The 23,694-nt window shown below is 68.8% G+C and carries 23 protein-coding genes; 15 read left to right on the forward strand and 8 right to left on the reverse strand.

The window, feature by feature from the left end:
- Positions 1 to 38: 38 nt before the first annotated feature.
- The gene (locus AB0C27_RS08355; protein ID WP_357839710.1) at positions 39 to 563 is read right to left on the reverse strand and encodes a YbaK/EbsC family protein; all 525 of its coding nucleotides are present in this window, start codon (positions 561 to 563) and stop codon (positions 39 to 41) included.
- Positions 564 to 724: 161 nt separating this feature from the next.
- Between AB0C27_RS08355 and AB0C27_RS08360 the strand changes: the two genes are divergently transcribed.
- Positions 725 to 2,125 (forward strand): CCA tRNA nucleotidyltransferase, encoded by a 1,401-nt coding sequence (locus tag AB0C27_RS08360; protein ID WP_357839713.1) that lies wholly within the window; start codon positions 725 to 727, stop codon positions 2,123 to 2,125.
- Here AB0C27_RS08360 and AB0C27_RS08365 read toward each other — a convergent pair.
- Positions 2,105 to 3,391, reverse strand: coding sequence for an MFS transporter (locus AB0C27_RS08365; protein ID WP_357839716.1), 1,287 nt, complete (start codon positions 3,389 to 3,391; stop codon positions 2,105 to 2,107). The genes AB0C27_RS08360 and AB0C27_RS08365 overlap by 21 nt on opposite strands.
- A gap of 106 nt (positions 3,392 to 3,497) precedes the next feature.
- On the opposite strand from AB0C27_RS08365, the gene idi reads away from it, so the two are divergent.
- Positions 3,498 to 4,082, forward strand: coding sequence for an isopentenyl-diphosphate Delta-isomerase (idi, locus tag AB0C27_RS08370; RefSeq protein WP_357839719.1), 585 nt, complete (start codon positions 3,498 to 3,500; stop codon positions 4,080 to 4,082).
- A gap of 53 nt (positions 4,083 to 4,135) precedes the next feature.
- Here idi and AB0C27_RS08375 read toward each other — a convergent pair whose 3' ends face one another.
- Both AB0C27_RS08375 and AB0C27_RS08380 read right to left on the reverse strand, forming a co-directional pair.
- Positions 4,136 to 5,215 carry an inositol-3-phosphate synthase gene (locus tag AB0C27_RS08375; protein WP_357839722.1) on the reverse strand — a complete coding sequence of 360 codons (1,080 nt, stop codon included), beginning with the start codon at positions 5,213 to 5,215 and terminating at the stop codon, positions 4,136 to 4,138.
- 13 nt (positions 5,216 to 5,228) lie between these two features.
- Entirely contained in the window at positions 5,229 to 5,816 is a 588-nt protein-coding gene (locus tag AB0C27_RS08380; RefSeq protein ID WP_346101748.1) for a PadR family transcriptional regulator, read from the reverse strand.
- 133 nt (positions 5,817 to 5,949) lie between these two features.
- On the opposite strand from AB0C27_RS08380, the gene AB0C27_RS08385 reads away from it, so the two are divergent.
- The 4 genes from AB0C27_RS08385 (at position 5,950) to AB0C27_RS08400 (ending at position 11,503) form a co-directional block, all read left to right on the forward strand.
- On the forward strand, positions 5,950 to 6,336 hold the full coding sequence (locus AB0C27_RS08385; RefSeq protein ID WP_346101746.1) for a DUF5318 family protein: 387 nt from the start codon (positions 5,950 to 5,952) through the stop codon (positions 6,334 to 6,336).
- 232 nt (positions 6,337 to 6,568) lie between these two features.
- A complete protein-coding gene (locus AB0C27_RS08390) occupies positions 6,569 to 9,088 on the forward strand; it encodes a transglycosylase domain-containing protein (RefSeq protein ID WP_357839727.1) in 2,520 nt (839 codons plus the stop codon).
- Entirely contained in the window at positions 9,088 to 10,407 is a 1,320-nt protein-coding gene (locus AB0C27_RS08395; protein ID WP_357839730.1) for a glycosyltransferase 87 family protein, read from the forward strand. The genes AB0C27_RS08390 and AB0C27_RS08395 overlap by 1 nt, the downstream gene beginning before the upstream one ends.
- Positions 10,408 to 10,438: 31 nt before the next feature.
- Positions 10,439 to 11,503, forward strand: a complete 1,065-nt coding sequence (locus AB0C27_RS08400; protein ID WP_357839732.1) for a mannosyltransferase family protein — start codon at positions 10,439 to 10,441, stop codon at positions 11,501 to 11,503.
- Positions 11,504 to 11,582: 79 nt separating this feature from the next.
- Here the strand turns inward: AB0C27_RS08400 and AB0C27_RS08405 are convergent, their stop codons facing one another.
- Positions 11,583 to 12,326, reverse strand: a complete 744-nt coding sequence (locus AB0C27_RS08405; RefSeq protein WP_346101739.1) for a deoxyribonuclease IV — start codon at positions 12,324 to 12,326, stop codon at positions 11,583 to 11,585.
- 171 nt (positions 12,327 to 12,497) lie between these two features.
- Between AB0C27_RS08405 and AB0C27_RS08410 the strand changes: the two genes are divergently transcribed.
- Entirely contained in the window at positions 12,498 to 12,677 is a 180-nt protein-coding gene (locus AB0C27_RS08410; RefSeq protein WP_346101737.1) for a hypothetical protein, read from the forward strand.
- 61 nt (positions 12,678 to 12,738) lie between these two features.
- Here the strand turns inward: AB0C27_RS08410 and AB0C27_RS08415 are convergent, their stop codons facing one another.
- Positions 12,739 to 13,056 carry a hypothetical protein gene (locus AB0C27_RS08415; RefSeq protein ID WP_357839736.1) on the reverse strand — a complete coding sequence of 106 codons (318 nt, stop codon included), beginning with the start codon at positions 13,054 to 13,056 and terminating at the stop codon, positions 12,739 to 12,741.
- Between the two features lie 193 nt (positions 13,057 to 13,249).
- On the opposite strand from AB0C27_RS08415, the gene rpsF reads away from it, so the two are divergent.
- The 7 genes from rpsF to AB0C27_RS08450 all read left to right on the forward strand — a co-directional run bounded on the left by rpsF (position 13,250) and on the right by AB0C27_RS08450 (position 17,682).
- The gene (rpsF, locus tag AB0C27_RS08420) at positions 13,250 to 13,540 is read left to right on the forward strand and encodes a 30S ribosomal protein S6 (protein WP_106242878.1); all 291 of its coding nucleotides are present in this window, start codon (positions 13,250 to 13,252) and stop codon (positions 13,538 to 13,540) included.
- Between the two features lie 78 nt (positions 13,541 to 13,618).
- Positions 13,619 to 14,182, forward strand: coding sequence for a single-stranded DNA-binding protein (locus AB0C27_RS08425; protein ID WP_346101734.1), 564 nt, complete (start codon positions 13,619 to 13,621; stop codon positions 14,180 to 14,182).
- A 64-nt stretch (positions 14,183 to 14,246) separates the two neighbouring features.
- On the forward strand, positions 14,247 to 14,483 hold the full coding sequence (rpsR, locus tag AB0C27_RS08430; protein ID WP_020543048.1) for a 30S ribosomal protein S18: 237 nt from the start codon (positions 14,247 to 14,249) through the stop codon (positions 14,481 to 14,483).
- A 14-nt stretch (positions 14,484 to 14,497) separates the two neighbouring features.
- Positions 14,498 to 14,944: a 50S ribosomal protein L9 gene (gene rplI / locus AB0C27_RS08435; protein ID WP_357839739.1), complete on the forward strand. Its 447-nt coding sequence runs from the start codon at positions 14,498 to 14,500 to the stop codon at positions 14,942 to 14,944.
- Positions 14,945 to 15,210: 266 nt separating this feature from the next.
- A complete protein-coding gene (locus tag AB0C27_RS08440; RefSeq protein WP_357839744.1) occupies positions 15,211 to 16,062 on the forward strand; it encodes an ABC transporter substrate-binding protein in 852 nt (283 codons plus the stop codon).
- Positions 16,059 to 16,898 carry an amino acid ABC transporter permease gene (locus tag AB0C27_RS08445; protein ID WP_346101727.1) on the forward strand — a complete coding sequence of 280 codons (840 nt, stop codon included), beginning with the start codon at positions 16,059 to 16,061 and terminating at the stop codon, positions 16,896 to 16,898. Before AB0C27_RS08440 ends, AB0C27_RS08445 begins: the two co-directional genes overlap by 4 nt.
- 40 nt (positions 16,899 to 16,938) lie before the next feature.
- The gene (locus AB0C27_RS08450) at positions 16,939 to 17,682 is read left to right on the forward strand and encodes an amino acid ABC transporter ATP-binding protein (protein ID WP_357839747.1); all 744 of its coding nucleotides are present in this window, start codon (positions 16,939 to 16,941) and stop codon (positions 17,680 to 17,682) included.
- A gap of 10 nt (positions 17,683 to 17,692) precedes the next feature.
- Here AB0C27_RS08450 and AB0C27_RS08455 read toward each other — a convergent pair whose 3' ends face one another.
- Positions 17,693 to 19,165, reverse strand: a complete 1,473-nt coding sequence (locus AB0C27_RS08455; protein WP_357839750.1) for an amino acid permease — start codon at positions 19,163 to 19,165, stop codon at positions 17,693 to 17,695.
- Positions 19,166 to 19,397: 232 nt separating this feature from the next.
- Positions 19,398 to 20,699, reverse strand: coding sequence for an MATE family efflux transporter (locus tag AB0C27_RS08460; protein WP_357839753.1), 1,302 nt, complete (start codon positions 20,697 to 20,699; stop codon positions 19,398 to 19,400).
- A 282-nt stretch (positions 20,700 to 20,981) separates the two neighbouring features.
- Here AB0C27_RS08460 and dnaB point away from each other — a divergent pair, with 282 nt between their 5' ends.
- Positions 20,982 to 23,624 carry a replicative DNA helicase gene (dnaB, locus tag AB0C27_RS08465; RefSeq protein ID WP_357839756.1) on the forward strand — a complete coding sequence of 881 codons (2,643 nt, stop codon included), beginning with the start codon at positions 20,982 to 20,984 and terminating at the stop codon, positions 23,622 to 23,624.
- Positions 23,625 to 23,694: the final 70 nt, after the last annotated feature.

A 23,694-nucleotide genomic window follows, 5' to 3' on the forward strand; every position in this document is an offset into this window, starting at 1 on the left:
CCTGGACTACGACGACGCACGCCCGCAATGGTACGGGCTCAGTGCCGTCGTGCGACCGCCACACGTGATCCTCGCAGGCGTGGACCGCGTAGGTCGACCATCTTGCCTGGCAGGACGGTCAGCAGGTCGAGCGCACGAAGAGAAAGGGCTGTGTGCCGCTCGCCGGTGGCGGTGAAGACGAGTTCGTCGTCGAGGACGAGCCGGTCGTCGACGAACATGGGCAGCGACTCCGGCAGCAGCAGCGGGCACACGAGCCCGTCGGCGTAGTCGGTGGCGGCGTTGACCACGCGAGCGGGCGCGGGGCGTACCTGGCGGGCGCCGAGCAGGGCGCCGACGGCTCCCGGCCGCAGCGGCGAGGAGACGGGCGAGGTGACCCCGATGACGACCTCGCTGCCGACCCTGGTCGTGACGTCGAGCACCGTGACCGTCAGGCACCGCGCGGGCGCCGCGGAGACCGCCTCCGGCAGCTCTTCCGCGCATGTCATGGGACGCGGAAGGCGTACGATCTCATGATGGACCTGGTGTGCGAGGAGCCAGCGGTGGATCGCGAGGGCGTCCTTCATATAGTCCTCCTTGCCGCATTCCATGGCCCCCGACGGTCCTTGGACCGACGGTAACCCGGACCTGGTGTGGCTCGGGGGATATGTTTCGGGAAGCCACCTCACACGACGAAGGCCGACTCAGTTTGTCCGACACAACTCTGACCGAAAGCCAGCAGCAGGCCATGAACGACCTGTTCCGCAAGATCGCCCCGGTGGCCGACGAGCTCGGCCGCCTGTTCGCCGCGCACGGCCATGAGCTGGCCCTCGTCGGTGGTCCCGTGCGTGACCTCCTGCTCGGCCGCGTCGGCAACGACCTCGACCTGACCACCGACGCCCACCCCGAACGGGTGCTGGAGATCGTCAGAGACTGGGCCGACTCCGTGTGGACGATCGGCATCGACTTCGGCACGGTCGGCCTGCGCAAGGGCAGCTGGCTGATCGAGATCACGACGTACCGCAGCGAGTCCTACGACCCGAAGTCGCGCAAGCCTGACGTCATGTACGGCGAGACGCTCGAAGCCGACCTGGAGCGGCGCGACTTCGCCGTCAACGCGATGGCGGTACGCCTGCCGGGGCACCATTTCGTCGACCCCTACGGCGGCCTCGACGACCTGCGCGCCAAGCTGATGCGAACCCCGGGCCCGCCCGAGCGGTCCTTCGCCGACGACCCGCTGCGCATGCTGCGGGCCGCCAGGTTCGCCTCGCAGCTCGGGTTCGCCGTCGACGAGGCGGCGACCGCGGCGATGACCGCGATGGCCGAGCGGATCGAGATCGTCTCGGCCGAGCGCATCCGCGACGAGCTCGACAAGCTGATCTGCGGCGCGGGCCCGCGCGAGGGCCTGCGGCTGCTGGTGGAGACGGGGCTGGCCGCCCACGTGCTGCCCGAGCTGCCCAAGCTGCGCCTGGAGATCGACGAGCACCACCGGCACAAGGACGTCTACGAGCACACGCTGACCGTGCTCGACCAGGCCATCGCCCAGGAAGAGGACGGCAAGCCCGATCGCATCCTGCGCTGGGCGGCCCTCATGCACGACATCGGCAAGCCCAAGACCCGCCGCCACGAGGCCGGCGGGCGGGTGTCGTTCCACCACCACGAGGTGGTCGGCGCGCAGATGACCAGGAAGCGCATGACGGAGCTGAAGTTCCCGAAGGACGTGGTGTCCGACGTCTCCCAGCTCGTCGAGCTGCACCTGCGCTTCCACGGCTACGGCACCGGCGAGTGGACCGACAGCGCGGTGCGCCGCTACGTGCGCGACGCCGGCCCCCTGCTCAGCCGGCTGCACAAGCTGACCAGGGCCGACTGCACCACCCGCAACAAGCGCAAGGCCGCGGCGCTGTCGCGGACCTACGACCAGCTCGAAGAGCGCATCGCCAGGCTGGCCGAGGAGGAGGAGCTGGCCAAGATCCGGCCCGAGCTCGACGGCAACGAGATCCAGGGCGTGCTCGGCATCGGGCCTGGGCCGGTGGTGGGGCAGGCCTACAAGTTCCTGCTGGAGCTCAGGCTCGACAAGGGCCTGATCGGCAAGGAGGCCGCCACCGAGGCGCTGCGGGAGTGGGCCAGGTCAAACGACCTTGGCGCGTGAGGGCGCGGTGATCATCCGGTAGGCGAGCCCGGCCACGGGATAGCCCAGCGAGATGATCATCACGGCCAGGTACGACTTGCCGTCCGGCGGCAGGATGGCCGCCGACAGGGCCGCGGCGAGCACGTACATGCCGTTGAAGAGCATGTCGTAGATGGAGAAGGCGCGGCCGCGGTAGAGGTCCTCGACGTCACGCTGCACGGTCGTGTCGGCGCAGATCTTGACGCTCTGCCCGGCCACGCCCAGCACGAACCCGGCCAGCGGCAGCCCCCACTCCTGGAACGGCAGCACCAGCGCCGCCGTCAGCACCCCGGCCACGCTCAGCGCGATCGTCACCCAGCGTTCGATGCCGAACCGCTCGGTCGCGTACGGGGTGATGATCACGGCCAGGAAGTAGCCGAAGCCGGAGACGGCCACCACGACGCTGATCCCGCGCAGCGCGGCCTCGGAGTCGCCGTCGGTGAAGTAGTAGCGGTAGAGGATGATGCCGAGCGCGGTGCACATGCCGTACAGGAAGCGGTGGGCCGCCATCGCGCCCATGGTGGCGGCGGCGGTGCGCCGGTGGAGCAGGTGCCTGGCGCCGTCGGCCAGGCCAGTGACCACGTTGCGCATGGCCTGGCGGGCCTGCGGCCGCTCCGGGTCGGGCTCGGGGCCGAGCAGCCGCCGGTCCATCAGCCGGGCGACCAGCGCGCTCATCCCGAACACCACGCCGGAGATGACGAGGAGCAGCGCGACGCCGAAGTCGTCGCCGCCGACGAGCTCGCGCAGCAGGAAGCCGACGCCCGCGCCCACGAAGGTGACCACGGTGCCCGACGTCGGCGTGACCGCGTTGGCGGCCATCAGCCGGTCGGAGGGCACCACGTGCGGCAGCGAGGCGCCGAGTGCGGCCAGGAAGAACCGGTTGACGCCCAGCACGGCCAGCGCCGCCCCGTAGAAGGCCGCGTCGGGCGCGTCGGCGGCCACCAACCCGGCGGCCACCAGCAGTAGCGTGCCGCGCACGAACGGGGCCACCATCAGGATCTGCCGCCGCGACCATCGGTCGATGAAGACGCCGACGAAAGGCCCGAGCACGCTGTAGGGCAGCAGCAGCACGGCCAGGCCCGCGGCGACCTCGAGCGCGGTCGTCTGGTTCTCGGGGCTGAAGAAGGCGAAACCGGTCACCGCGAACTGGAAGATCCCGTCGGAGAACTGGGAGATCAGCCGGGTGCCGAAAAGCCTTCTGAAGTCCCTGCCCCGCAGGACCACACGCAGATCGGCGACGAAAGACACGCCGACAGCCTAGCCCCGCCCCCGTCGTCTAGGATGCGGCAGAGGTTGGTGCAGCAGGTGGGCAGCGGGTTCCTAAGCGTGTAGCTGATCTCGTACGCTTCATAGCGTGACGACAGAGGAACACGTTGTGCTGGTCGACCGCGACGGCCATGCGCTCGGCACCGCGCCCAAGACGTCGGTGCACGGCCGTGAGACCCCCCTTCACCTGGCGTTCTCCAGCTACGTCTTCGACGGGGAAGGCCGCGTGCTGCTCACCAAGCGGGCGGATCACAAACTCACCTGGCCGGGGGTGTGGACCAACAGCTGCTGCGGCCATCCGCTTCCGGGCGAGGCCCTCGACCACGCGGTCGTGCGCCGGCTCTCCTACGAGCTGGGCCTGGTGGCCGAGCGCGCCGACCTGCTGCTGCCCGGCTTCTCCTATCGGGCGGTGATGGCCAACGGCATCGTCGAGCACGAGCTGTGCCCGGTCTACCGCGTGCTCGTCGACGCGCCCGTCGCGCCCAACCCGGAGGAGGTGGGGGAGACGTGGTGGATGCCGTGGAAGGAGTTCGCCGACGCGGCGCGCAACGGGCTGCTGGCGATCTCGCCGTGGTGCAGGGAGCAGGTGCCGCTGCTGATCGAGCTCGGCTCCGACCCGCTGACCTGGTCGCCTGCCTCCCTCGACGAGCTGCCGCCGGCGGCTCGCCCGTAACGACTGGGCCGCACCCCCGCAGACCGGGGGTGCGGCGCCTCAGAAGGAGCGGTTCAGCGCTCGACCTCGCCCCTGATGAACTTCTCGACGTACTCGCGGGCCTCGTCGTCGGAGTACTGCTTGGGCGGCGACTTCATGAAGTACGAGGACGCCGACAGGATCGGCCCGCCGATGCCCCGGTCGAGCGCGATCTTGGCCGCCCGCACCGCGTCGATGATGATCCCCGCCGAGTTGGGCGAGTCCCACACCTCCAGCTTGTACTCCAGGTTGAGCGGCGTGTCACCGAACGAGCGCCCTTCCAGGCGGACGTAGGCCCACTTGCGGTCGTCGAGCCACGGCACGTGGTCCGACGGGCCGATGTGCACGTCGGCCTTGCCCATCTCGTGCGGGATCTGCGAGGTGACCGACTGCGTCTTGGAGATCTTCTTCGACTGGAGCCGCTTGCGCTCCAGCATGTTCATGAAGTCCATGTTGCCGCCGAAGTTCAGCTGGTACGTGCGCAGCAGCTCGACCCCGCGGTCCTCGAACAGCTTGGCCAGCACGCGGTGCGTGATCGTGGCGCCGACCTGCGACTTGATGTCGTCGCCCACGATCGGCACGCCGGCCTCGGTGAACTTCTCCGCCCACACCGGGTCGGAGGCGATGAAGACCGGCAGCGCGTTGACGAAGGCCACCTTCGCGTCCAGCGCGCACTGCGCGTAGAAGCGGTCGGCCTCCTCCGAGCCCACCGGCAGGTAGGAGACGAGCACGTCGACCCGGTTGTCACGGAGCACCTGGACCACGTCGACGGGCGCCTCGTCGGACTCGTCGATGATCTCCTGGTAGAACTCGCCCAGGCCGTCGAAGGTGTGGCCCCGCTGGACGGTCACCCCCGTGGGCGGCACATCCGTGATCTTGATCGTGTTGTTCTCGCTGGCGACGATGGCCTCGGACAGGTCGCGGCCGACCTTCTTGGCGTCCACGTCGAAGGCGGCGACGAACTCGACGTCGCCGACGTGGTAGTCGCCGAACTTCACGTGCATGAGGCCCGGCACCCGTGTGTCCGGGTCCGCGTCCTTGTAGTAGTGAACGCCCTGGACCAGTGACGACGCGCAGTTGCCGACACCGACAATGGCCACGCGAACCGAACCCATCGCACTCGCTCCTTTACTCATCAGTTGACGTATCTCTTTCGGGCCTGTCCTCCGACGAGGCCCGACGCTCAGTTGCGATCAGCTCGTTCAGCCAGCGCACCTCGCGTTCGACGGACTCGAGCCCGTGGCGTTGCAGCTCAAGTGTGTAACTGTCGAGACGCTCCCGAGTGCGCGCCAGCGCGGTGCGCACCGCGTCGAGCCGCTCCTCCAACCGGCTCCTGCGGCCTTCGAGGATGCGCAGGCGCACCTCCGCCTCGGTGTGGCGGAAGAAGGCGAAGTGCACCCCGAAGCTCTCGTCCTCCCAGGCGGAAGGACCGGCCTGCGTCAGCATGTCCTGCAGTCGTTCCTTGCCCTCTGCGGTCAGCTTGTAGACGATCTTCGATCTGCCGCCGACGATCGCGGCGGGAGCGGGCTGCTCCTCCGCGATGAGGCCCTGGGCCAGGAGCGAGCGCAGGCACGGGTACAGCGACCCGTAGGAGAACGCACGGAACATCCCCAGCAGGGCGTTGAGCCGTTTGCGCAGCTCGTAGCCGTGGAGCGGAGTCTCGTGCAGCGACCCGAGCACGGCCAGTTCCAGGACTCTGCCCTGTCCGCCGGCCATGGGAACCGTCCCCTCTCGCGTCGATGTATCGAGCCGATACATCACGAGGATACGTCGAGCCGCTATATGACGGCAATCTCTGAATCTGCCAAGCCGTTGGGATCAACCCGAAAAACGCCGTAGTCTGGCGCCCATGTGGTCACAGAGAAGGGTGGTGGATTACGGCCTCGCGAAACGGGCGGTGGTCCGCTCCCTGCGTTCGGGGCGCGCCTCGCGCGGCGACGTCTGTGACGCACAGCCCTACCTCCTTCGCGCGGCGCGCCACTTCGGCGAACCGACCGAACGCCCCTGCCCGGTCTGCGAAAGGGAGAACGTCACCAACGTGACCTATGTCTACGGCGATTGCCTCGGAAGGCATGCCGGTCAGGCAAAGGTCGCATCAGAACTCGCCGCAATGGCCCATGATTACGATGAGTTCCGGGTGTACGTGGTCGAGGTCTGCCAAGGTTGTTCCTGGAATCACCTGACGGTTTCGTACGTCCTCGGGAACGGACCGCCTGACCTCGTCGGCCAAGCGTGATGACCGAGGGCGGCGAGAAACCTCACGCCCGACCGCCGTTTCTGTTCCGATGACGTTGCGAGGACGTGTGAGTAACAGCATGAACGAGGGGACCGGCCGCCCGGGGAGACGCCGACGCTCCAGCTCACCCCGTTCTTTGCCGCAAAATGGCGCACCCCAAACCAGCGACCAGAGTTGGGACTCCAGGCAACCGCCACGCCGCGCGGAGGCCGCGTACGAGCAGACCGGCGCCATGGCCGCGCAGCCGTACGACGAGAGCCCGCCTCGGCGTCCCGAGCCGCGGCAGGCGCGCGCCGAGCACCACCAAGGCCCTGGTGACCCCTACCAGCGCGGTGGCGAGCAGCCGCCGCGCTCCCGCGCGCGCCAGGACACGCGCGGGATGAGCAGCCAGGAGACGATCGTCAGCGACGGGCCGCGGCGCTCGCGCCGTCGCGGCTCGGGCGGCCCGCCCGAACCTCCCGGACCTCCCGGACCGTCCAGACGCAAGGACGGCGACGACGGCGGCAAAGGCGGCTGGCGCAGGTTCGTCCCGAGCTGGAAGATCGTGGTGGCCGGCGCCGTGGTGCTCGCGGCCGGCCTGTTCGGCATGATCATGGTCGCGTACGCCAACACGCCGGTGCCCAGCGCCGCGCAGGCCGAGGCGCTGGCCCAGCAGAGCACGGTCTACTACCGCGACGGCAAGCACGTCATCGCCCACCTGGGCTACAAGCGCGAGATCGTGCCGATCGAGAAGATGGCCGACAGCGTCAAGGACGGCGCGGTGGCCATCGAGAACGACACCTTCTACGAGGACTCCGGCATCTCCATCTCCGGCATCGTCCGCTCGGCCTGGATGACCGCGACCGGTCAGCAGCTGCAGGGCGCCTCGACGATCACCCAGCAGATGGCCCGCGGCTACTTCGACGGCCTCAGCCAGGAGGTGTCGATCAAGCGGAAGATCATGGAGATCTTCGTCGCGGTCAAGCTCGACGACACCATGAGCAAGAACGACATCCTCGCCACCTACCTCAACACGGTGAACTTCGGCCGCGCCTACGGTGTGGAGGCCGCCGCCAAGGCGTACTTCGGCCCCCGCGTCACCGCCGCCAAGCTGAGCCCCGAGCAGGGCGCCTACCTCGCCGCGCGCATCCAGCAGCCCGCATGGGAGCCCGACGCCCCCGCGCTCAAGGAGCGCTTCAACACGGTCATCCAGTACATGTCCGAGCAGTGGCCGGAGAAGTACGGCAACCTGCCGAAGACCGCCAAGTTCCCCAAGACGGTCAAGAACAACCCCAACGGCGGCCTCGGTGGCTTGAACGGCTACATGGTCGATCTCGTGCTGAAGGAGCTCAAGCAGCGCGGCCTGACCCGTGAGGAGGTCGAGAGCGGCGGCTACAAGATCGTCTCGACCTTCGACAGGAAGCTCATGCAGGCGGCGAAGACCGCGATGAAGAGCACGCGCCAGGCCTTCAACATGTCCACCGAGTTCCACGGCGGCCTGGCCGCGGTGAACCCGAAGAACGGGCGCGTCCTCGCCTTCTACGGCGGCGACAACTACCTCACCGACCCGTGGAACGAGCCCTTCCAGTCCACCAAGCAGGCGGCCTCCGCGTTCAAGCCGTATGTGCTGGCCGCCTGGCTGCAGGCCGGCTACTCGCTCAAGAGCTACGTGCCGGGCAACGAGACCGTGCCCAAGGAGCTGCCCGGACAGCAGGCCGGCGGCATCAAGAACAGCCACAACGTCGGTGCGGCCGTGGACGTGATCAAGGCCACCGCCGCGTCGGTCAACACGGCGTTCGTGTCGATGGCGTACGCGCTGCCCAACCGGCTCGACGACGTCAAGAACCTCGTCGAGGCGGCCGGGTTCAACACCCAGCGCATGGAGGACGACGTCAAGGTCCACCACTACCAGTTCGCCATCGGCAGCGCGCTGGTGACACCGGTGGAGCAGGCGGCCGGATACTCGATCTTCGCCAACGGCGGCAAGTACACCCCTTACCACGTGGTGCAGAAGGTCGAGCTCAAGGGCAAGGTCGCCTACCCCGAGCAGGCCGTCGCCAAGTCGGTCATCGACCCCCAAGTGGCGGCCGACGCCACGGTCGCCATGCAGGCGGTGCTCAAGCCGGGCGGCACCGCGGCGGGCAAGGGCCTCGGCGCCAGGCCGGCCGCCGGCAAGACCGGTACGAACAACGACGAGAAGGAAGCCTGGTTCGTCGGCTACACGCCGCAGATCTCCACGGCGGTCGGGTTCTACCGCGAGGAGTGCAGGACCAAGTCGGGCAAGGTCGTTCCGCCCCAGCACTCCAACTGCCCGGTCTTCCGCAAGGGCAGCAAGAAGTACGGGTGGAACAACCCGTACACGCGGCCCTACGAGGTCTCGCTCCGGTTCGAAGGCGCCGGCCCGCCCACGATCGCCTGGCAGAAGTTCATGCAGCTCGCCCACGAGAACCTGCCCGTCGAGCAGTTCCCCGACCGGGCCGAGGTGGGCGTGCCGGAGAACATCGTGCCGAGCCCGACGCCGACCCCGACGCCGACGCCGGACAGCGACAACCCGTTCGACAGCGACAACCCGTTCGACCAGGGTGACGAGGACTGCTTCATCAACTGCGGCGACGACGCCGGCACCGATGACGACGCCTCCATCGACGACGGCCTCGACGAGGACACCGGCGGCCCGGGGTCGGGCGACCTCGACTTCTCGGGCGGTGGCTCCGCTCCCGACGCCAGACCCACAGGGACCGGCCCGATGTACTTCAGGCCAGAGGACCAGTGATGAGCACAGAGGCACGCGCCACCTGGGTGACGCGTGCCGTGCCTTATCTGCCCCTCGGCCTGATCGCGGCCCTCGGTGCGAGCCTGGCGTACGTGGTGCGCCTGCCCTGCCGCACCGGGGGCTGGAACGACCAGGTCACCACGTACACGAACTTCTGCTACACCGACATCTACCCCCTCTACTTCGACAGGGAGCTGGCCACCCAGAACCCCTACTTCGCCCAGGTGCCGTTCGACAAGCAGGTCGAATACCCCGTGGTGCTGGGCGAGGTCATGCAGGTGATGAGCTGGATCTCGCGGGCGCTGGAGCTGGACAAGGTCGCACAGGCCGTGCGCTTCTACGACCTGACCGTGGTCCTGCTCGGCGTCTGCCTCGTGATCGGCGTGCTGCTGATGGCCGCGGTGGCCGGCCCGACGCGCCGGTGGGACTCCCTCTGGTACGCGATCTCGCCGGCCGTGGTGCTGGCCGCCTACATCAACTGGGACCTGGTCGCCGGCGCGCTGTCCATGGGCATGCTGCTGGCCTGGAAGCAGCAGCGGCAGGTGACGGCCGGGGTGCTGCTGGGGCTGGCCATCGCGACCAAGTTCTATCCGCTCATGTTCGTGGGCGCCTTGTTCCTGCTGACGTTGCGCACCGCGCGATGGAGGCCGTTCCTGGTGACCTCCGCCGCGGCCGCGGGCGCGTGGCTGGCGGTGAACCTGCCGTTCATGATCTTCGCGTGGGACGGCTGGCGCAGGTTCTACGTCTTCTCCGAGGAACGCGGGGTCGACTGGGGCTCGGCCTGGCTGTTCTTCCAGAACAAGAACTGGCCGGTCCTCGGCACCGGCGACGTGAGCGTGCTCGGGATGGCGTCGCTGGTGATCATGTGCGCCGGCATCGCCGTGCTCACGCTGGCGGCGCCGCGCCGGCCGCGGCTGGCGCAGATCTGCTTCCTGGCGCTGGCCGCGTTCATGATGACGAACAAGGTGTGGTCGCCGCAGTTCGTGCTGTGGCTGGTGCCGCTCGCGGTGCTGGCCAGGCCCAACTGGAAGCCGCTGGTGTTGTGGCAGCTGGCCGAGATCTGGTACTTCGTGGCCATCTGGCTCTATCTGGTCGGCCAGTCGCCGCTCGACCGCGACGACCTGGGCATCGGTGACGACACGTACTTCACCGCAGTCTGGGGCCGGATCATCACCATCGGGATCATGATGGCGTTCGTGGTGCGGGACATCCTGCGCCCCGAGAAGGACACGGTGCGCCAGGCGGGCATCGACGACCAGACGGGTGGCGTGTTCGACGGCGCCCAGGACCGCTTCACGCTGGCGTCCCTGGTCCGATGAGCACCCGCCGCGCGCCGGCGGCCCCGGCCGGATGATCACCCGCTCCACCGGCCGGGACGCGCTGCTGCTCTGGTTCGGCTCACGGGCTGGGTTGCTGATGGCGACCCTGCTCGGCGCGACGCTGTCCGGGTACGCCGACAAGTGGCGCAAGTGGGACACGACGCTCTTCATCACCATCGCCGAGCACGGATACGACGGCGAGCCGGGACAGCCGGTGGACGACGGCCTGCCCGCGTTCCTTCCCGGGCTGCCCGTGGCGCTGCGGCTGGTCCACCTCGTGGTGCCGGACTGGGCGACGGCCGGGCTGATCGTCTCGCTGGTGGCCGGGGCGGTGGCCATGGTCGCGCTGGCCCGGCTGGCCGAGGTCGAGGGCGCGTCGGGCTGGATGGCCGTGCTGGCGCTGCTGCTCTTTCCCGTGGCGGTGTTCCTGGCCGCCGGATACAGCGAGTCGCTGTTTCTGGCCTTCGCGATCCCGGCGTGGCTGGCCGCCAGGCAGGGGCGCTGGCCGGCCGCCGTGCTGCTGGCCGCGGGGGCCTCGTGCGTGCGGATCACGGGGTTGTTCCTGGCGGTCGCGCTGGTGGTGGAGTTCGCGATGCGCGGGGAGTCGTTGCGGCGGGTGGGGTGGCTGGTCGTGCCGGTGCTTCCGCTGGTGGCGTACTCGTATTACCACTACGGCAGGACCGGCGACTGGCTGGCCTGGAAGCACGCGCAGGAGGCCGGCTGGGGGCGGGACTTCGCCTGGCCGTGGGAGGCGTGGGCGACGACCTGGCATACCGCCATGGGCGGGGGCGACTTCGCGGTGGCCTTCAGGATGGAGCTGGCCGGGGCCGTGGTGGTGGTCGTCGGGCTGGTCTGGCTGCTCGTCCTGCGGCGGTGGAGCGAGGCCGTCTACACGGGCACGCAGGCGGCGGCGCTGATGACCTCGGCCTACTACCTGTCGATCCCGCGCTCGCTGCTGCTGTGGTTTCCGCTGTGGGTGCTGGTGGCCAGGGTCGCGACCAGGCGGACGTGGGTGATCGTCCTTTATGCCCTGATCTCGGGGCCGCTGATGCTGGTCAACGCCGGGCGTTTCCTGAGTGGCGCGTGGGCGGGCTGAGACCTCTACCCACTTTTTCGTCTCGGTAATCCAGGGAAGTTATCCACAGGCTGTGTGCAACCGGCCATGGACTGGTGGGTCACAGGTTCTTGCGCAGGAAGGCGATGTCGTCGGCCTGGCCCTCGGCGGGCGTCTCCACCACGATCGGCGCCCCGGCCGCCCGGCAGACCGCGAGGATCAGCTCCGGGTCGATCTTCCCCTGGCCCAGGTTGGCGTGGCGGTCGGCGCCCGAGTCGAAGTCGTCGCGCGAGTCGTTGCAGTGGACGAGGTCGATGCGGCCGGTGATGGCCTTGACCCGCTCGACCACGTCGACCAGCTCCTCGCCGCCGGCGTGCGCGTGGCAGGTGTCGAGGCAGAAGCCCACGTCGAACCCGTCGAGCGCCTCCCACAGCCGGGCGATGCGGTCGAGCTTGCGCGCCATCGCGTTGCCGCCGCCCGCCGTGTTCTCGATCAGTACCGGGATGGGGCACTCCATGCGCTCGAACACCTTGCGCCAGTTGTCGAACCCGGCCTGCGGGTCGTCGCTCTTGTTGACGTGGCCGCCGTGCACGATCAGGCCCTTGGCGCCGAGCCCGGCGGCCGCCTTCAGGTGCTGTTCGAGCAGCTTGCGGCTGGGGATCCTGATGCGGTTGTTGGTGGTCGCCACGTTGACCAGGTAGGGCGCGTGAATGTAGATGTCGACGCCCTCGACCGGCTGCTCGGGCAGCACGGGCTTGTCGTAACCCTGCGGGTCGCCCAGGAAGAACTGCACCACCTCGGCCCCCACCTGGGCGGCGTGGGCGGCGGGGTCGTCCTGACCGACATGAGCTCCGATACGCACCATGCCGACGAGCTTATCCCGCGCCCTTCGTCCCGAGCCCTGGTCCCGGAGCGCTTGCCCCGAGCCCTTGTCGTGACCCCTGAACCCGAGCCCTGTCTCGAGCCCGGTGAGCGGCGTTTGGCCGGCGCGCCGGAGGGCAGTCGGGAGGCGCCCCCTACCCCGAGGAGAAACCCTATGAGCCGCTGGCGCTTACGAGCGCTGATCGTTCTGGTCTACGTGATCGTCGGCATCTACGTCGCCTGGGTCTACGACTACATCACACCGGGGCTGCTGCGGGACCTCGCGGAGGCGCTGCTCGCGGTGTTCCTCTGGTTCCTGATCCTGCTCGGCATAGACCTGCACATCGGCGCGTGAGTCACATATCGGATGGCCCCGGCAGACGTGTCGCCGGGGCCATCGCTCGTGTGCGCAAGGCTTATGGGTGGGGGAGGAAGCCGCCGTGGGCGATGCCCAGCGCGGCTCCGACGAACGCGCCGACGAGCCCCATGATGTTGAGCACCCGCTGCGGCGTCGTCGCCGAGACGTATTGTGAGTAGAGCCCCACGCCGAACCCGAGCGTGCCGAACCACGACGCGATCATGTGCGCCGAGGTCCAGAACGTCGCGACGAAGGCGACCACGCCGCACACCAGGGTGACGACGGCGAGAACGTTTTCCACCGGATGCGGGCGTCCGTCGGTGTTGAGCGTGAGCCTGAAGCGTTCCCTCTCGGAGGGTTGAAGCACATGTGGCACGACCACCACCCCCTAGGTTTCCTCAAGGCCTTCCCACCTACTCGCTGCTGGTAACCTTGGGCACGCTGCGTTGTGATGGGTGATCCATCAGCCCGGGCTGCCGAAAGGGGCCCGCCCGGGGCAAGACGTCAGCGTCCTCCTGTCACGGCAGAGTGTCGTGACCGCAAGAGTCCAGAGGAGGTTGGAGTCCCGCATGCGTCGTTACGAAGTAATGGTCATTCTGGACCCTTCGCTCGATGAGCGCACCGTCGCGCCGTCCCTCGACCAGTTCCTCACCGTGGTCCGCAACGACGGCGGCACCGTGGAGAAGGTCGACGTCTGGGGCCGTCGCCGTCTCGCCTACGACATCGACAAGAAGTCGGAAGGCATCTACGCCGTCATCGACCTGTCCGCGCAGCCCGCGACGGTCAAGGAGCTCGACCGGCAGATGAACCTCAACGAGGGCATCCTGCGCACCAAGGTCCTGCGTCCGGACGTGCACTAACCTCCGGTTTTTGTCGGGGGAGCCCCGTACTCTGAGCCGTAATCCAAGCGAAGGCGTGCAGGAAGGCGAGCGCTAGCCATGGCAGCAGGCGACACCGTAATCACCATCGTCGGCAACCTGGTCGACGACCCGGAGCTGCGCTTCACCCCGACGGGGCAAGCGGTGGCTCGATTCCGCATCGCGTCCACTCCGCGGTTCATGGATCGACAGACCAACGAGTGGAAAGACGGCGAGAGTCTCTTCCTGACCTGCAACGTCTGGCGGCAGGCGGCGGAGAACGCCGCCGAGAGCCTCCAGCGCGGCATGCGGGTCATCGTGCAGGGGCGGCTCAAGCAGCGGTCTTACGAGACCAAGGAAGGCGAGAAGCGCACGGTCTACGAGGTCGAGGTCGACGAGGTCGGCCCGTCTCTGCGCAACGCCACCGCCAAGGTCAACCGCACCTCCCGTCAGGGTGGGGGCGGCGGCGGCGGCTTCGGCGGCGGTCCCGCCGACGACCCGTGGGCCTCGGCCACCCCCGCCCCGCCTCAGGGCGGCGGCTTCCAGGGTGGCGGAGGCGGCGGGTTCGGCGGCGGTGGCGGTGGTCAGCAGAGCGGCGGCTTCGGCGGCGGCGGCAACGACTTCAGCGACGAACCGCCTTTCTAAATCCCAGTCCACAAGCCCGAGTCCATTCCCGCTCTGACGGCGGGGCTCTGAAAGGAGCACCACGATGGCCAAGCCGGCACTGCGCAAGCCCAAGAAGAAGGTTTGCCTGTTCTGCCACGACAAGATCTCCTACGTCGACTACAAGGACACGGCGCTGCTGCGGAAGTTCATCTCCGACCGCGGCAAGATCCGTGCGCGCCGGGTGACGGGCAACTGCACCCAGCACCAGCGTGACGTGGCGACCGCGATCAAGAACGCCCGTGAGGTGGCTCTGCTGCCTTACACGAGCACCGCGCGCTAAGGAGGCCTGTCGAAATGAAGCTCATCCTCACCAACGAGGTCTCCGGCCTCGGCACCCCGGGCGACATCGTCGAGGTCAAGGACGGCTACGGCCGTAACTACCTCATCCCGCGCGGCTACGCCATGCGCTGGACGCGCGGCGCCGAGAAGCAGATCGAGACCATCCGCAAGGCTCGCGACGCTCGCGAGATCCGCGACCTCGGCACCGCCAAGGAGGTCGCCGGCCAGATCGGCGCGCTGCGCGTCCGCCTGGCCACCCGCGCGGGCGACTCCGGCCGCCTGTTCGGCTCGATCACCACGGGCGACATCGCCGAGGCCGTCAAGGCCGCCGGCGGCCCGATCCTCGACCGCCGCCGCATCGAGATCGTCAACCCGATCAAGAGCGTCGGCTCCCACAAGGTCACCGTCAAGCTGCACCCCGAGGTGTCGGCTTCGGTCGACGTCGAGGTCGTCGCAGGCTGACGACTGTTTTTGAGAAGGCCCTCGCTTGCGGGGGTCTTTTCTTTTTTTCAGGCTCTCTTCCTTTACGGCAGGCCACCGCGAACCACCCGCCGCACTTCGGCCGAGGGCCCTCCAGGAAACGGCCTCTGACCCTTCACCGGCGGGCCGCCGTGACGCGAGCCCAGGTGGGCCGATTACCGTGGTCAGCTGGGCCCCCGGCACTCTAATCCCTAGTTGATCGGCGTAGAATGCCCTCGTTCTGGCACGTTCCCCCTGGAGGCTTGGCCATGGGCCGTCCCCTCATGCTGCTCGCGCTGGCCGTGGCGCTCGTCGGTTGCGCACCGGTCGACGACACGGCGACCACGGCCGCCCCCACCACCTCCACCGCCTGCACCAAGGAACAGCTCGCCCTGGTCACGCCGGGCAAGCTGACGATCGGCACCGACAAGCCCGCCTACGAGCCCTGGTTCAAGGACGACGACCCTGCCAGCGGGCAGGGGTTCGAGAGCGCGGTGGCGTTCGCCGTGGCGGGGGAGCTCGGCTTCGACCGCACCGAGGTGCAGTGGAACACGGTGAAGTTCGACACCGCGTTCGCGCCGGGGGAGAAGCAGTTCGACTTCGACGTCAACCAGGTCTCGATCACCCCTGACCGGGCCAAGGCGGTCGACTTCAGCAAGGGTTATTACACCGTCAAGCAGGCCATCGTGGCGGTCGAGGGCGGGAAGTACGCCGGCGCGAAGAGCCTGGCCGAGCTCAAGGACGCGAAGATCGGCGTACAGGTCGGGACGACCTCCCTCGAAGCGGTCAAGAACGTCATCCAGCCCTCAGCCGACCCCAACGTCTACAACGAGCAGATCGACGCGGTGAACGCGCTGAAGAACAAGCAGGTCGACGCGCTCGTCGTGGACCTGCCGACGGCGTTCTACGTGACGGCGGCCCAGGTGGAGAAGTCGAAGATCGTCGGCCAGTTCAGCTCGACGGGCGGCACGCCCGAGGAGTTCGGGCTGGTCATGGAGAAGGGCAGCGCGCTCAAGCCGTGCGTGGACAAGGCCGTGGACGCCCTGAAGACGAAGGGCGAACTGGCCAAGATCGAGCAGGCGTGGCTCGGCTCGGCGGCGGGCGCCCCCGAACTGCGATGAGCGAGTGGGTCAAGTCCGAGCGCCAGGTCAAGCGGGAGCAGGTCCGCAGGTCGTACGCGCGGCGCTCGGCCTCGATCGCGACGGCCTCGACGATCGTCTTCATCGTCCTGCTCGTCTGGCTGGTCTCCCGCTCGCCGGGCTGGCCCCGGGTGCGGGCGACGTTCTTCGACGGCGGCCAGTTCGCCGAGGCGCTGCCCGACGTGCTCGAAGGCTTCCTGCTCAACATCAAGATCTTCCTCATCGCCGAGCCGCTGATCCTCATCGTGGGTCTGCTGGTGGCGCTGGCCAGAGGCGTCAGGACGCCCGCCTTCTTCCCGATCAGGGCCCTGGCCACCCTCTACACCGACGTGTTCCGCGGCGTGCCGACGATCCTGGTGATCTATCTCATCGGGTTCGGGCTGCCGGCGCTCAGGCTGCAGGGCATCCCCACGGATCTGGCGACGCTGGGGATCATCGCGCTGACCCTCTCCTACGGCGGCTACGTGGCCGAGGTCTTCCGCTCCGGCATCGAGTCCGTGCATCCCAGCCAGGTTGCGGCGGCCCGCTCGCTCGGGCTGAGCCACGTCAAGACGATGCGGTTCGTGGTGCTGCCGCAGGCCACCCGCCGGGTCGTGCCACCGCTGCTGAACGACTTCGTCTCGCTCCAGAAGGACACCGCCCTGGTGGCCACGATCGGGCCGTTGGAGGCCCTGCGGCAGGCGCAGATCCACGCGTCCAGCACGTTCAACTACACGCCTTATCTGGTCGCCGCGCTGCTGTTCATCCTGCTCACCATCCCCATGGCCAGGTTCACCGACCACCTGGCCGCCCGGACGCGCAGGAGGCGCGGAGCATGAGCGAGCCGACGACCACCCACAGCCCCGCAGGGGAGGCGGCATGAGCCTGCTGACGATCGAAGGGGTGTGGAAGAACTTCCAGGGTCACCACGTGCTGCGCGGCATCGACCTGGAGGTGGCCCCGCACGAGGTGGTCAGCCTCATCGGGGCCTCCGGCTCGGGCAAATCCACGCTCCTGCGCTGTATCAACCTGCTGGAGACCGTGGACGACGGCAGCATCTACCTCGACGGCGAGGAGATCACCGACCCGCGGGCGAACGTGGACCAGGTGCGCAAGCGGCTCGGCATCGTGTTCCAGGCGTTCAACCTGTTCCCGCACATGACCGTGCTCGACAACATCACGCTGGCGCCCCGCCAGGTGCACCGGGTGGAGCGGGCGCGGGCCGAGGAGCAGGCGTACGACCTGCTGGCCAGGTTCGGGCTGGCGGAGAAGGCGCGGGCCTACCCCGACCAGCTCTCGGGCGGCCAGCAGCAGCGGGCGGCCATCATCAGGGCGCTGGCCACCCAGCCCAGGCTGATGCTGCTGGACGAGGTCACCTCGGCGCTCGATCCGGCCCTGGTCGTCGAGGTGCTGGGGATCATCAGGGAGCTCAAGGAGTCGGGGATGACGATGATCCTCACGACCCACGAAATGGGCTTTTGTCGGGATATCTCGGACACGGTGTGCTTCCTCGACGGGGGCGTGCTGCTGGAGAAGGGCCCTCCCGAGCAGATCTTCACCGCGCCTGAGCAGCCGCGTACCCAGGAGTTCCTGCGCAGCGTGCTGGAGTCGGGCCGGTTCTAGCGGCCGTGTTTCAGCGCCTGTGCCGGCCGTGCACCGGCCGCGGGGGCGGGTTCGGGCGGGCCAGGAGGCTGTGGCGGCGGCCGTACACGAGATAGACGAGCAGGCCGAAGGCCATCCACAGGACGAACCAGGCCCAGGTCAGGACGCGCAGGTTGACCATGAGCCAGAGCGTGGCCAGCAGCGACAGCGCCGGCAGCAGCGGCGAGAGCGGCACCCGGAAACCCCGCTCCAGGTGCGGCATGCGCCGCCGCATCACGATCACCCCGGCCGCCACGAACGCGAACGCGAACAGCGTCCCGAGCACCACGAGCTCCTGCATCGTGAGCACCGGCACGAACTCGGCCAGCACGATCGCCACGAACCCGATCACCAGCGTCACTCGCGAAGGCGTGTGATAGCGGCGGCTGACCGTGGCCAGGCCGCTCGGGATCAGCCCGTCGCGGGCCATCGAGAACAGCACCCGCGTCTGCCCCACGATCAGCACGAGGATCACGGTGGTCAGCCCGAGCACCGCGCCCACGTCGATGACGTGCACCATCCAATCCACACCCACGGCCCTGAACGCGCTCGCCAGCGGCGCGTCCTCGGAGATCCGCGTGTACGGGGCCAGACCCACCATGACCAGCGCCACCGCGATGTAGATGACGGTGGCGATCACCAGGCTGCGGATCATGCCCTTGGGCACGGCTCTGCGCGCGTTCACGGTCTCCTCGGCGGAGGTGGCCACGATGTCGAAGCCGATGTAGGCGAACGCGATCGCCGAGGCCGCCGCGAAGATGCCGAACCAGCCGAACGCCTGGCTCTCGCCGTAGAAGATCTCCAGTATGGTCGCCGGCGCGACCTCCAGCGTCTTGGGCGGGACGTAGAACTCGCCGTAGTTGGCCACGTCGATGTGCATGACCCCGACGACGATGACCGCGCCGATGGCCAGCAACTTGGCCGATACCATGATCCACAGCGCCCGCAGCCCGATCCGCGCGCCCAGCGCCACGATGCCGGTGAGCAGCACCAGGATCACGAACACCAGCAGGTCCTGCACGATGCCGGAGGCGGGGACGCGCACGCCGAAGTTCGCCACCGCGCCGACGGCGATCTCGCCCCAGGCCCTGGCCACCACCGCCGCGGCCAGCTGCAGTTCCAGGATCAGCGCCCAGCCGATGATCCACGCCCAGACCTCGCCGAAGATGACGTACGTGAACGTGTACGCGCTGCCCGAGGTCGGCATCGTGGAGGAGAGCTCGGCGTAGCACAGGCACGCGAGCAGGCAGGCGATCCCCGCGATCATGAACGACAGGATCACGCCGGGCCCCGCCGTGGTGGCGGCCTGGCGGCCGGCGATGCTGAAGATGCCGGCGCCGATCATCACACCGAGTCCGAGCACCACCAGGTCGGCCGGGCGGTAGAGCTCAGCCAGGCTGTGCCGGGCGCCGGTACGCAGGCCGGTCGCCTCGGAAGGCGGTAAGCGCCGCAGGATCGTGGACAAGGAACACCCCGCTCAGGGAACTCGCCCACAATGTCTCACCCCTCGGACAACAGCAAGCACGAAACCATCACGTTGGCACTCCAACCAGGGCTACCGTGCGGCGTCGCGCTCGGGCGTTCGGGCGTTCGGGCGTTCGGGCGCGCGGAGGCGCGGAGGCGCGGAGGCGCGGAGGCGCGGAGGCGCGGTCCGAGCGCGGGGAGCGGCGGCGGTCAGGCGGATGTCGTTGACAGGTCTATGCGCCGGTCACCAGCCAGGCGGTGCCGGCCGCCCGCCGGGTCAGAGTGATCCACCGAGCCACCATCCACACCCCCAGCGCACACCACAGCGCGACCACCCCGAACCCCCACGCGAGCAGCGCCGCCGGCAGGTACGCCACCGTCGTCCACACCCCAGCCCACGCCAGGTACCGCTGATCGCCCGCCCCGATCAACACCCCGTCGAGCACGAACACCACCCCGCACAACGGCTGGAACAACGCCACCGGCCACATCAGCGCCAGCAGCAGCTCGGCCACCCGCGGATCGGCGTCGAACAGGCCGGGCAGCACCGGCCTGGCGGCCACGACGAGCAGCCCGAGCACCACGCCCGACCAGAGGCCCCACTGGGTCATCCGCCTGGTCGCGGCCCTGGTGGCGGGCACATCTCCGGCGCCGAGGGAACGCCCGGTGATGGCCTGCCCCGCGATGGCGATGGCGTCCAGCGCGAAGGCGAGCAGCGTCCACACCTGCGTGGCCAGCGCGTACGCGGCCAGCTCGGCCTCGCCCATCCTGGTCGCGATCACGGTGGCCACGATCAGCACGATCCGCAGGCACAGGGTACGGATCAGCAGCGCGACCCCGGCCGTGCCCGCCTGCCTGATCCCGTCCATGCTGGGCGCCAGCGACGTACCCAGCCGGATCGCCCCCCGAGCCACCACGACCAGATAGACGGCCGCCCCCGCCACCTGGGCGATCACCGTGCCCCACGCCGACCCGGCGATGCCCCAGCCGAGCCCCAGCACGAACCAGGCGTTCAGCCCCGCGTTCAACGCGAACGACCCCACGGCCACCACCAGCGGCGTCACCGTGTCCTGCAGCCCGCGCAGCACGCCGGTGCCGGCCAGCACGACGAGCATGCCGGGCGCGCCGATCAGGCTGATCCGCAGGTACGTCACCGCCTGCGCGGCCTGTGTGCCCGTCGCGCCGATCAGCTCCACGATCGCCAGCGCCAGCGGCCAGCACACCAGGATCAGCCCGGCCCCGATCGCCAGTGCCAGCCAGATGCCGTCCACACCGCTGCGCATGGCCCGCGCGTGGTTGCCCGCGCCCGACTGGCGGGCCACGGAGGCCGTGGTGCCGTAGGCGAGGAAGACGCACAGGTTGATCAGCGTCGTCAGGACCGTGCCCGCCACCCCTAGGGCGCCCACCGCCGTGGTGCCCAGGCCGTGTCCCACGATGGCGTAGTCGGCGAGCAGGAACAACGGCTCGGCCACCAGGGCCCCGAACGCGGGCACGGCGAGCCGCAGAATCTCCCGATCTCTGGAGGTAATGGGCATTCGTCCAGTATGGACCTTACTCGGCGTGTCGGGCCAACTTTCTTTAGTCCACAGCCGGTGGACACTGTTCGCCCTGCTCACCCGGGGTTCTGTGGATATCCGAAAGAGTTATCCCCAGGGCCGTCCACAGGTCGTTCACACCTTCAGCGGGATAGTGCACAGCTTGACCACAGGGTTGTCCACAGGCCACGTTGCCGTCTGCCCGCGACTCCGAGAAACTGTCACACCGGTCGACTACATATGGGGGTGGTGCGACCGCCTGCAAGTGTCTGAGGGGGCGCGGTGAGCATTGACGAGGAAGAGGCCGGCGGAGGCCCAGGTTTCGAGCGCACACCGCCTCACAACATCGACGCGGAGCAGTCGGTCCTCGGCGGCATGCTGCTGTCGAAGGACGCCATCGCCGACGTCGTCGAGATCCTGCGCGCCGACGACTTCTACCGCCCGGCCCACCAGATGGTCTACGAGGTCATCACCGACCTCTACGGCCGCGGCGAGCCGGCCGACGCCGTCACGGTCTTCGACGAGCTGCAGAAACGCGGCGAGATGGCCCGGGTAGGGGGCGCCGCCTACCTCCACACCCTCACGGCGGTCGTCCCCACGGCCGCCAACGCCGGCTACTACGCCAAGATCGTCCGCGAGCAGGCCATCCTGCGCCGCCTCATCGAGGCCGGCACCCGCATCGTCTCCTTCGGCTACGGCGGCCAGAACGAAGAGGTCGACGACCTCGTCGACCGCGCCCAGGCGGAGGTCTACAAGGTCACCGAGCGGCGCACCTCCGAGGACTACGCGCCCCTGGCCGACATCATGCCCGGCGCCCTCGACGAGCTGGAGGCCATCGGCAGCCGCAGCGGCCAGATGGTGGGCGTCCCGACCGGCTTCGCCGACCTCGACCAGCTCACCAACGGCCTGCACCCCGGCCAGATGATCGTCGTCGCCGCCCGCCCCGCCATCGGCAAGGCCCTGTCCCTCGACACCCCCCTGCCGACGCCGACCGGCTGGACGACGATGGGCGAAGTCCAAGTGGGCGACCTGCTCCTGGACGCTGACGGCCGCCCGACCGGGGTGGTCGCGGCGACCGAGGTGCTGCGGGGGCGGCCGTGTTACGAGGTGGAGTTCGACGACGGCACCGTGATCATCGCCGACGCCCACCACCAGTGGCGCACAACCATCCACACCCCCAGGCCCTCAGCCCGACCGGAACCGGCTACCGCTTCCAGCCCACTCCACCCCCAGCTCGCAACAGTCACCGCACCGTCCAGCACCCTCTTGACGACGGCCACTCCTGTCGTGTCCAGTGCCTTTTTGGCGGCGGCCACGACCACCGTCTCCAGCGCTCTTCCTGCGTACACCACGACGGTGGCCGAGCGGCAAGCAGTACTCACTACGGAAGAGATCGCCGCCTCACTCCTCGACCCGTCCACCGGCCGGCCGAATTACTCGGTGCCCGTGGCGGCGCCGTTCCAGCTCACACCCCAGGCCGTGCCGCTGCCGCCGTACGCGCTGGGGGTCTGGCTGGGTGACGGCCACACCGCGACGGCCCGCATCAGCACCGCCGACCCCGAGATCATCGCCAACCTGGAGTCCGAGGGCCTGCACGTCACCGAAGCCGACACCGCCCTCACCTACGACCTGTCCCTCCCAGAACCGGCCACCCAGCCACCGGCCGAACAGCCAACGGCGGGGGAGCAGCCAGCAGTGGGGGAGCAGCCACCCCGGTCATCCTCCAGGGGCGACGTCCCCGACATCCTCCTTGAACTGGGCATTTTCCACGACAAGCACATCCCCGCCGCCTACCTTCGCGCCTCGGAGCAGCAACGGCGTGACCTGCTGGCCGGCCTGCTCGACACCACCGGACACATCGACGCAGACGGGCACATCCAACTCGCCCTGACGAACCGGCGCCTCGCGTACGACACGCTGGAGCTCATCCACAGCCTCGGCCACACCGCGACACTCCGCACCGAGCCAATGACAAGGCCGATGACCGGGCCAATGACCGGGCCGAACACCGACCCCACGCCCGAGACCCCCGCCTGCCATCTGATCGACTTCACCGCGCCCGGCCAGGTCTTCCGGCTCCCCAGAAAGGCCGCCACGCAGGCCACCGCAGCCCCCGCGGCCACCCGCGTCCGCCACATCGTCGCCGTACGGCCGATCCCCTCGCGCCCGGTCCGCTGCGTGGAGGTCGACAACGCCGATCACCTCTACCTCGCCTCCCGCGCCTGCGTCCCCACCCACAACAGCACGCTCGGCCTCGACTTCGCCCGTTCCGCCGCGATCAAGTACGGAATGACCACGGTCATCTTCTCCCTGGAGATGTCCCGCAACGAGATCACCATGCGTCTGCTGTCGGCCGAGGCCCGCGTCTCGCTGCAGAACATGCGCTCGGGCACGATGAGCGACGACGACTGGACCCGCCTGGCCCGCCGGATGAGCGAGGTGGCCGAGGCGCCGCTGTTCATCGACGACTCGCCCAACATGTCGATGATGGAGATCCGGGCCAAGTGCCGCCGCCTCAAGCAACGCAACGAGCTGAGGTTCGTGGTCATCGACTACCTCCAGCTGATGAGCTCACCGAAGAAGACGGAGAGCCGCCAGAACGAGGTCTCGGAGATCTCCCGTGCCATCAAGCTGCTGGCCAAGGAGCTCGAGGTCCCCGTCATCGCGATCTCCCAGCTCAACCGAGGCCCCGAACAACGCACCGACAAACGCCCCCAGGTCTCCGACCTGCGCGAAAGTGGATCCATCGAGCAGGACGCCGACATGGTCATCCTGTTGCACCGGGAGGACGCCTACGAGCGTGAGTCGCCCCGGGCCGGTGAGGCCGACCTGATCGTGGCCAAGCATCGTAACGGCCCCACCGCCACCGTGACAGTCGCCTTCCAGGGTCACTACAGCCGCTTCGTGGACATGGCGCAGCACTGAGGCAGGTCGGCTTGCTGACTCGATCGGGTGACAGCTGCGGGTTCGCGCGTGACCGCACGCGTAGGAAGAT

The sequence above is a fragment of the Nonomuraea sp. NPDC048882 genome (genome assembly GCF_040649755.1).
Classification (GTDB): domain Bacteria; phylum Actinomycetota; class Actinomycetes; order Streptosporangiales; family Streptosporangiaceae; genus Nonomuraea; species Nonomuraea maheshkhaliensis.